Raw genomic sequence first — 7,499 nt, 5'->3', positions numbered from 1 at the left:
ATTCAGAAAAAAGTAGTAATTTTGTATAACTTCATTTGCATAAACACGGTGTTTGTGCATTTGGAGTGCAAAAATAATCAAAGTTTATGGATAACGCAGGTGATTGGCTATATATTGTGTTCCTGATAATTGCAGGGATCAGCGGCTTGTTCGGTTCCAAGAATAAGAAAAAACGCCCGAAACAGGTGTTGGGGCAACCGGGAAGGGAAATCATTCCTGAGGATGAAGAGGCTCCGCAAAAGGGTTTCTGGGACATATTGCAGGAGATGCAGGAACCGCAACCGAAGCAAAAGCCCGCCAAACCAAAGAAACAGAAAAAACAGCAGGCCGTGCAGCCGACACCGTTCCTGACTGGAGAAAATACGACGGCCAGACAGACGGCTGACGGAAACCGGACCATCCTTCCTCCGATAGAAGAAGATATTCCGCAGACGGATATAGAGTTCAACAACGCCGCTGAACTGCGAAAAGCTATTATTTACACCGAAATACTCAACCGCAAGTATTAATCTATGTTCTTTTTTAATACCTTTGCGCCCGACTGTTAGCTGAATAGAGAATTACTAATATAACAACAAATAATATCATGGCTTTAAAATTTATTACAGCAGAAGAAGCTGCTTCATTCGTACATCACGACGATAATGTAGGCTTTAGTGGATTTACTCCTGCCGGATGCCCGAAAGTTGTGCCGGGTGCGATTGCTAAAAAGGCAATGGCTGAACATGAAAAAGGCAATCCTTTCCAGATCGGTATGTTTACAGGCGCCTCGACAGGCGACAAGTTGGATGGTGAACTGGCTCGCGCAAACGCTATCAAGTTCCGTACTCCGTATCAATCGAACAAAGACCTGCGTGCCTTGCTGAACGCTCACGGCGCCCAGTATTTCGATATGCACCTGTCCGAACTGGCACAGGATTTACGTTACGGCTTCCTGGGCAAAATAGACGTGGCTATCGTTGAAGCAGCCGACGTTACGGAAGACGGCGAAATCGTTCCGACCAGCGGTGTCGGTATCCTGCCGACGATCTGCCGCATGGCTGACCGCATCATTGTTGAATTGAACTGCCGCCACCCGAAAGAAATCCGCGGTATGCATGATATTTATGAACCGGCCGATCCTCCCTATCGCCGCGAAATACCGGTTTACACTCCGTCGGACCGTATCGGTAGCGAGTGCGTGAAGGTTGATCCGGCCAAGATCGTGGGTGTAGTCAAGACTGACGAACCGAACGAAGGAGGTAAGTTCTCTCCGCTGGACGACGTGACGATGGCTATCGGCCAGAACGTAGCTAACTTCCTCGTAGGCGAGATCAAAGCAGGCCGCCTGCCGAAAGAATTCGTTCCGTTGCAGAGTGGCGTAGGAAACGTTGCCAACGCAGTATTAGGCTGCATGGGTGAAAACAAGGATATCCCGGCATTTAACGTCTACACGGAAGTAATCCAGGATGCTGTTATTTCGCTGATGAAACAGGGACGCGTCAAGTTTGCCAGCGGTTGCTCATTGTCTGTCAGCAACGAAGTGATCCGTGAGATCTATGCGAACTTAGACTTCTTCAAAGACAAGATCCTTCTCCGTCCGCAGGAAATTTCCAACAATCCGGAAGTGGCCCGCCGTCTGGGTCTGGTGGCAATCAATACGGCTCTGGAAGCTGATATCTTCGGTAACATCAACTCGACTCACGTTTCGGGTACAAGAATGATGAATGGTATCGGTGGTTCAGGCGACTTTACCCGTTCTGCCATGCTGTCTATCTTCACAACTCCGTCTACGGCGAAAGAAGGCAAGATCAGTGCATTCGTTCCGATGGTTTCACACCTGGATCACAGCGAGCACTCGGTTAAGATCATCATCACGGAATATGGCGTTGCCGACCTGCGCGGCAAGTCTCCGATCCAGCGTGCACGTTGCATCATCGAAAACTGCGTTCACCCGGACTACAAACCGTTGTTGACCGAATATCTGGAAATGGGTATCAAGGGACATACTCCCCAGAACCTGAAGTGCTGCTTCGCATTCCACGAAGAGTTAGCTGCCAGCGGCGACATGCACAATGTTGACTGGAGCAAATACAACAAGTAAGAAATAAAAACGGGACTTGTCCCATAAAAAACGGCTCCCGTCCGAAAAAATATAGGACGGGAGCCGTTTTGCGTTTGCACGGGAGGCAATGGCCAAGAGAACAGATTCCGGCATTTCTGCTAAATCAATCCTTTCAAATCCAAATATCCGTATTGTATTTCATCATTAAAACAGAAGATCAAACGGTTATTGTCTTTGTCATAACACAATCCCTCGATATCGTAGCCGATTTCAAGTGTCTGAAGATATTTTCCTCGAAGGTCAAATACAAAAAGAGTCGTCGTAACAGCTTCTTTTGAATCATGCGAATTACCTAAAGAGGTTACAGCAAGAATTTTATCACCGGCAATGACAACATCATTGAAGAAATCACGCCGAATTGACACTTCATTATTCCAATCCGGACCATACACATTATATTTCAAGTTGCCGTCGAGATCAAGAATCGTCATCAAATCGTTATGGGAAAAACACTCCACAATCACATTTTGCTCCAATGATACGGCAAAACTTGCCCGCACACGTTTGATCTCCGGATTGATATAATTCAAGGGCGTAGTTGCGCCTGTCACCATGTTCCATTTAGCGATGGTGACATCGAAAGGACGACCCGGCTGCGGCCACATAAATGTACCATAGGAAAGTGTATCGTTGACATAGATGTAGCGCATCGGGATGTAATCACCCAAATCCGCCTTAACTGTATGCGTGTAATTTTGGGGATCAGCCAGGAGACGATCCAGACTGTAGGTAAAGAGCTTATTCTTTCCATGATCCGTCAAATAAAATTCCCGTTTCTTTTCGTTGATACCGACAGAGCCGAAGTTCGTTATTTCATCCGGTCCCGGCCCCTTCAAGGCGGTACTGCAAATGTGGTGGAAGTCGTTTTTATCAAAGATATAAACAACCGTATCTTTCGCCCAGTAGTCTCCTATAATCAGATATTGGTCAAGTATGGAAGGCCCTGAATAGCGGCTAATCAAAACATCGCCCATATCGATTTCTTTGATCCGATCGCGCACATTGATTTTATTGTCCCGTTTAGTCTGATAAATTTCCGTTCCGTCTTTTTGGGAAGAGCAGGCGCACAAGGCGAGAAGAAAAAGTATGAAAGGATAGATGGTTTTCATATTAGAAGTATGATTATAAGCGTGTATGAGATGAAGGGTGTGCCAAAAGTTTTAACACACCCTTATCTCTATTTATCAAGGTTGTTTGCCGATATAAGCCAGGATACCGCCGTCCACATACAGCACGTGGCCGTTTACGAAGTCGGAAGCATCGGATGCCAGGAATACGGCCGGTCCCATCAGATCTTCAGGAGTTCCCCAACGGGCTGCCGGAGTCTTGGCTACGATAAAGGCATCGAACGGATGGCGTGAGCCGTCCGGCTGTTTTTCACGCAAAGGAGCGGTCTGCGGAGTTGCGATATAACCCGGGCCGATACCATTACACTGGATATTGTATTCGCCATATTCGGAAGCGATATTACGGGTCAGCATCTTCAGACCGCCTTTGGCAGCAGCATAAGCAGACACCGTTTCACGTCCCAACTCGCTCATCATGGAACAGATATTGATAATCTTTCCGTGTCCTTTCTTGATCATGGAAGGGATAACGGCTTTCGATACGATAAACGGAGCATTCAAGTCTACGTCGATTACCTGGCGGAATTCGGCAGCAGACATTTCCGTCATCGGAATACGTTTGATGATACCGGCATTGTTAACCAGAATATCGATCACACCCACTTCCTTTTCAATCTGTGCAACCAAAGCGTTTACCTGTTCCTCATTCGTTACGTCGCAAACATAACCGTGAGCCTCGATGCCTTCCGCTTTATAAGCAGCAAGACCTTTATCTACCAATTCCTGTTTGATATCGTTGAACACGATAGTCGCACCGGCTTGTGCAAAAGCCGTAGCCAAAGCAAAACCGATACCGTAAGATGCACCCGTTACAAGCGCAACCTTACCTTCCAATGAAAAATTCACCATAATATATAATGTATTAATGTCCTAAATTCCTTATTTTAAGTCTGTGATCAAAGAGAAGTCCTGATCGCCATAATCCAGGTTTTCACCGCCCATACCCCAGATAAACGTATAGTTGTGGGTAGCAGCAGCACTGTGGATAGACCATTCGGGAGATAAAACTGCCTGATCGCCCTTCATCCAGATATGACGGGTTTCGTCTACTTCGCCCATAAAGTGGCAGATGGCCTGGTCTTCGGGAATATCGAAATAGAAATAGGCTTCCATACGGCGGCTGTGTACGTGTGCCGGCATCGTATTCCAGACACTACCCGGTTTCAGTTCCGTCATACCCATCTGCAACTGGCAGGTTGGCAACACCTGGTTCACGATCATCTTGTTGATGTTACGGTCGTTAGACATTTCCAGTGATCCCATGGCTGCCACAACAGCATCCGCCTTAGTTATGATCTTATCCGGATAGTTACGGTGTGCCGGTGTCGAGTTGAAGTAGAACTTAGCCGGATTTTCTGCGATCGGGCTTATAAACTTCACTTCGCGGTCACCTGAACCCAGATAAAGAGCTTCCTTAAAACCAATTTCATATATCTTGTCATCCACCATTACGGCACCGGGACCATGTCCCACATTAAAGATACCCATTTCACGGCGGGTCAGGAAATAAGGCGCCTTCAACGGTTCGATCGCTTCCAGTTCGATGATCTCACCCATCGGCTGAACGCCACCGACAATCATACGGTCGTACATCGAGTACACCATGTTCACTTCATTCTCGACAATCAGATTTTCAATCAGAAAGTCACGACGGATACGCTTCGTATCATAATGCTTTGCATCTTCCGGATGTGCAGCATAACGCAATTCATAATTAGTCTTCATCTTCTTATTTATCTGTATTTGATTTTATTTCTTAATTATTAATTATTTAATCGCATGGTCAGCCTGCACCTTCTCACCATTCCAGGCCTTCACATTTGTCCACTCGGTATAAGGCCCCGACCAGAACTCATCTGTTGCCGGCAACCCCAGAGGCACAAGACCGAAAGAACAAAGATATACACTCCCCGTATTAATATAAGACTCGGAGATATCGATTTGTTCACCGGTAAAACCTACGCGCAACCAGCCGTTCTTATCGAAGTTAGCAGGGAAACTCATCTGGCGGCGGATAACAGCCGTCAAAGCGCAACGTACCTGCGCCGGTTTGACCAGCTCCGGCAGGATATGCATCAATGCCGCCTGTCCCAAAGCATGAAACGCGCCGAAACGGTAACAGATGGAGCGGCCGACTACCGGGTAAGCTCCTTCCGGAGAGATGAAACGTTCCAGTATCTCGGCATAGCGGGAATGACGTTTCAACTGCGTCGGCAGGAAATCCGCCCCTTCCACGTTGTGTTTCTTCATCACGACCAGCACATCCGTCAACATCGGATGAATCACAAAACTATTGTAGTAATCCATGTGGAAATCCGCTCCGTCACCATACATGGCATCGCCTTTGTACCAGTCGTCACGGAACCTTTTCACGCCATACAGCATCCGTTCCATATCGCATTCTCCTGTAAATTCCAGTAAGGCAGCTTCGACAGTCGATGCAAAGAGCAGCCAGTTGCTTTCATACGGTTTGATATTACGGCTCCGTTTCAATTCGGTAATCATCCATTCCTTAGCTTGCGGATCGAGATTTCCCCAAAGCTGTTTCGGTGCACGCAAAAGCCCCTGTGCCAGAAAAGCTGCATCGACCAAAGGCTGGGAGGGTTCGCCGAAAACCAGGTAATCGGGAGACTGCGGGTTCACAGCATTCTTCAAACCTTTCACTGTCAGGTCGATATATTTGGCGCGAAGTTTTCCTTCCGACGTATTGTCCGGTCCCAGTTCCAACCAGGGTGCTATACCGCAAACCAAACGGCCGACAGCTTCCAGATGCGAAAAACGATGTCTGTTTCCCAACGACTCGTAAGGCATGTTTTTCTTCAGCGTGTTATTACTCAGATTGACAAGTACGGGATCTGCAATACGCGTCAGGGTTTCCACCCAAAGAGCACGGTCTTCTTTCCCTGTCGTTTGCTGGGCTTTACCTGTAAACGGCAGGCAGATCGTACAAAGAATTAGTACGGCGATTTTTAAAGAATGTCTCATGGTTTACTATTTAGATTAATTTCTTCAGCCTCATCAATGCCTCTACATAGTAGTAGTCGGCATAGCTAAGCGGAACGTCCACCTCACTGTTTCCAGGCAAGTGTCCGGTCGAATGCTTGAGTACAAAGTTACAGTTTGTTCCTCTCTCTGCCAAATATTCGGGAGAAGATAAAGAACGCACTTGCTGTTCAGAGAAATCCAGGTAACTTTTTGCATCCTCCGACTTATCTAACTGGCTCAATTCGATCAAGGCGGAGGCCATAATCGCAGCAGAAGAGGCGTCGCGCGGAGCATCCGGGATATTCGGCGCATCGAAATCCCAATACGGGACTTTATCGGCCGGCATATTCGGATGGTTCATCAGGAAATGTGCAATATGCTTGGCTTGTGCCAGATAGGCGGGATCGCCAGTTTCACGCGCCATCATCGTATAGCCATAGATGGCCCAAGCCTGTCCGCGTGCCCATGCCGATTCGTCGGCATAACCCTGATGTGTCATCTTTATATGCGGGTTACCGGTGATCGTATCGTAGGAAACAACGTGATAGCAACTGTAATCATCACGGAAATGGTTGGCCATCGTTGTATTGGCATGTGTCACGGCGATATCATGGAAACGGTTATCTCCCGTCGTCTTGCTCGCCCAAGTCAGCAATTCCAGATTCATCATATTGTCGATGATAACCGGATACTGCCACTTCCCGTTATTCGTAAAATCCCAGGAACGGATCGCTTTGATCGTCGGGTTGAAACGGGTACTGAGCGAACCGGCTCCAGTCACCAAGACATTCTTGTAGTCCGTACTTTGGGTCAGCCGATAGCCGTTGCCATAGCTGCAATAAAGCATAAAGCCCACATCGTGGTTATCCGTCACGTGCTGCACGTCTTCCAAACGTCCGGTAAACAATTCTGCGTACTTTTTCAATTCGGGAGTCGGGTTACTTTCATACAAATACCAAAGTTCACCGGGAAAGAAGCCGCTACACCACCAATAGCAATCGCTGGTTTCCAGCTTGCCGTCCTTAATCGTTTTAGGCAGGCGCCCTTCCTGTTGTTCCAACTCTTTGGCCATCAGCAATGCCTGTTCGGTCGAAGCCTTCAAGCCACGGTCAATCACTTTCGCAAGAGGTTCCTCCTGCGGGGTATTACTACAAGACGACAACAAGAGTGTGGTCGCTAACACAGTTAAACTAAAAAGTTTGTTCATAAATAAAAGATTAGAAAGATTTTGGACAAATATACAGGAATCTCTCCTAAGAAACAGCAAAATCCGGGAATAAAAT

The 7,499-nt window shown here is 47.3% G+C and carries 7 protein-coding genes; 2 read left to right on the top strand and 5 right to left on the bottom strand.

The features are described from left to right. Nucleotides 1–86: 86 nt before the first annotated feature. The gene (locus tag DWU89_RS17175) at nucleotides 87–509 is read left to right on the top strand and encodes a hypothetical protein (protein WP_115500862.1); all 423 of its coding nucleotides are present in this window, start codon (nucleotides 87–89) and stop codon (nucleotides 507–509) included. Nucleotides 510–586: 77 nt separating this feature from the next. Next, complete coding sequence (locus DWU89_RS17170) at nucleotides 587–2,083, top strand: acetyl-CoA hydrolase/transferase family protein (protein ID WP_115500861.1); 1,497 nt, start codon at nucleotides 587–589, stop codon at nucleotides 2,081–2,083. 119 nt (nucleotides 2,084–2,202) lie between these two features. Here DWU89_RS17170 and DWU89_RS17165 read toward each other — a convergent pair whose 3' ends face one another. From DWU89_RS17165 to DWU89_RS17145, 5 genes are all read right to left on the bottom strand, one after another. Next, nucleotides 2,203–3,213, bottom strand: coding sequence for a 6-bladed beta-propeller (locus DWU89_RS17165; RefSeq protein ID WP_115500860.1), 1,011 nt, complete (start codon nucleotides 3,211–3,213; stop codon nucleotides 2,203–2,205). A gap of 75 nt (nucleotides 3,214–3,288) precedes the next feature. Continuing rightward, nucleotides 3,289–4,080: a gluconate 5-dehydrogenase gene (locus tag DWU89_RS17160; protein WP_115500859.1), complete on the bottom strand. Its 792-nt coding sequence runs from the start codon at nucleotides 4,078–4,080 to the stop codon at nucleotides 3,289–3,291. Nucleotides 4,081–4,110: 30 nt separating this feature from the next. Continuing rightward, entirely contained in the window at nucleotides 4,111–4,956 is an 846-nt protein-coding gene (gene kduI / locus DWU89_RS17155) for a 5-dehydro-4-deoxy-D-glucuronate isomerase (protein ID WP_115500858.1), read from the bottom strand. A gap of 42 nt (nucleotides 4,957–4,998) precedes the next feature. Beyond that, entirely contained in the window at nucleotides 4,999–6,216 is a 1,218-nt protein-coding gene (locus tag DWU89_RS17150; protein WP_115500857.1) for a DUF2264 domain-containing protein, read from the bottom strand. Nucleotides 6,217–6,226: 10 nt separating this feature from the next. Further along, entirely contained in the window at nucleotides 6,227–7,423 is a 1,197-nt protein-coding gene (locus tag DWU89_RS17145; protein ID WP_115500856.1) for an AGE family epimerase/isomerase, read from the bottom strand. Nucleotides 7,424–7,499 lie beyond the last annotated feature (76 nt).

Origin of the sequence: Parabacteroides acidifaciens (assembly GCF_003363715.1) — a bacterium.
Classification (GTDB): Bacteria; Bacteroidota; Bacteroidia; order Bacteroidales; family Tannerellaceae; genus Parabacteroides; species Parabacteroides acidifaciens.
The sequence above is the reverse complement of the archived record's forward strand: the minus strand, read 5'-3'. Positions and strand labels throughout refer to the sequence as shown.

Excerpts from the sequence above, each read along its gene's own strand:
- DWU89_RS17175 (WP_115500862.1), top strand. The coding sequence starts at position 87 with ATGGATAACGCAGGTGATTGGCTATATATTGTGTTCCTGATAATTGCA.
- DWU89_RS17170 (WP_115500861.1), top strand. The coding sequence starts at position 587 with ATGGCTTTAAAATTTATTACAGCAGAAGAAGCTGCTTCATTCGTACAT.
- DWU89_RS17165 (WP_115500860.1), bottom strand. The coding sequence starts at position 3,213 with ATGAAAACCATCTATCCTTTCATACTTTTTCTTCTCGCCTTGTGCGCC.
- DWU89_RS17160 (WP_115500859.1), bottom strand. The coding sequence starts at position 4,080 with ATGGTGAATTTTTCATTGGAAGGTAAGGTTGCGCTTGTAACGGGTGCA.
- kduI (WP_115500858.1), bottom strand. The coding sequence starts at position 4,956 with ATGAAGACTAATTATGAATTGCGTTATGCTGCACATCCGGAAGATGCA.
- DWU89_RS17150 (WP_115500857.1), bottom strand. The coding sequence starts at position 6,216 with ATGAGACATTCTTTAAAAATCGCCGTACTAATTCTTTGTACGATCTGC.
- DWU89_RS17145 (WP_115500856.1), bottom strand. The coding sequence starts at position 7,423 with ATGAACAAACTTTTTAGTTTAACTGTGTTAGCGACCACACTCTTGTTG.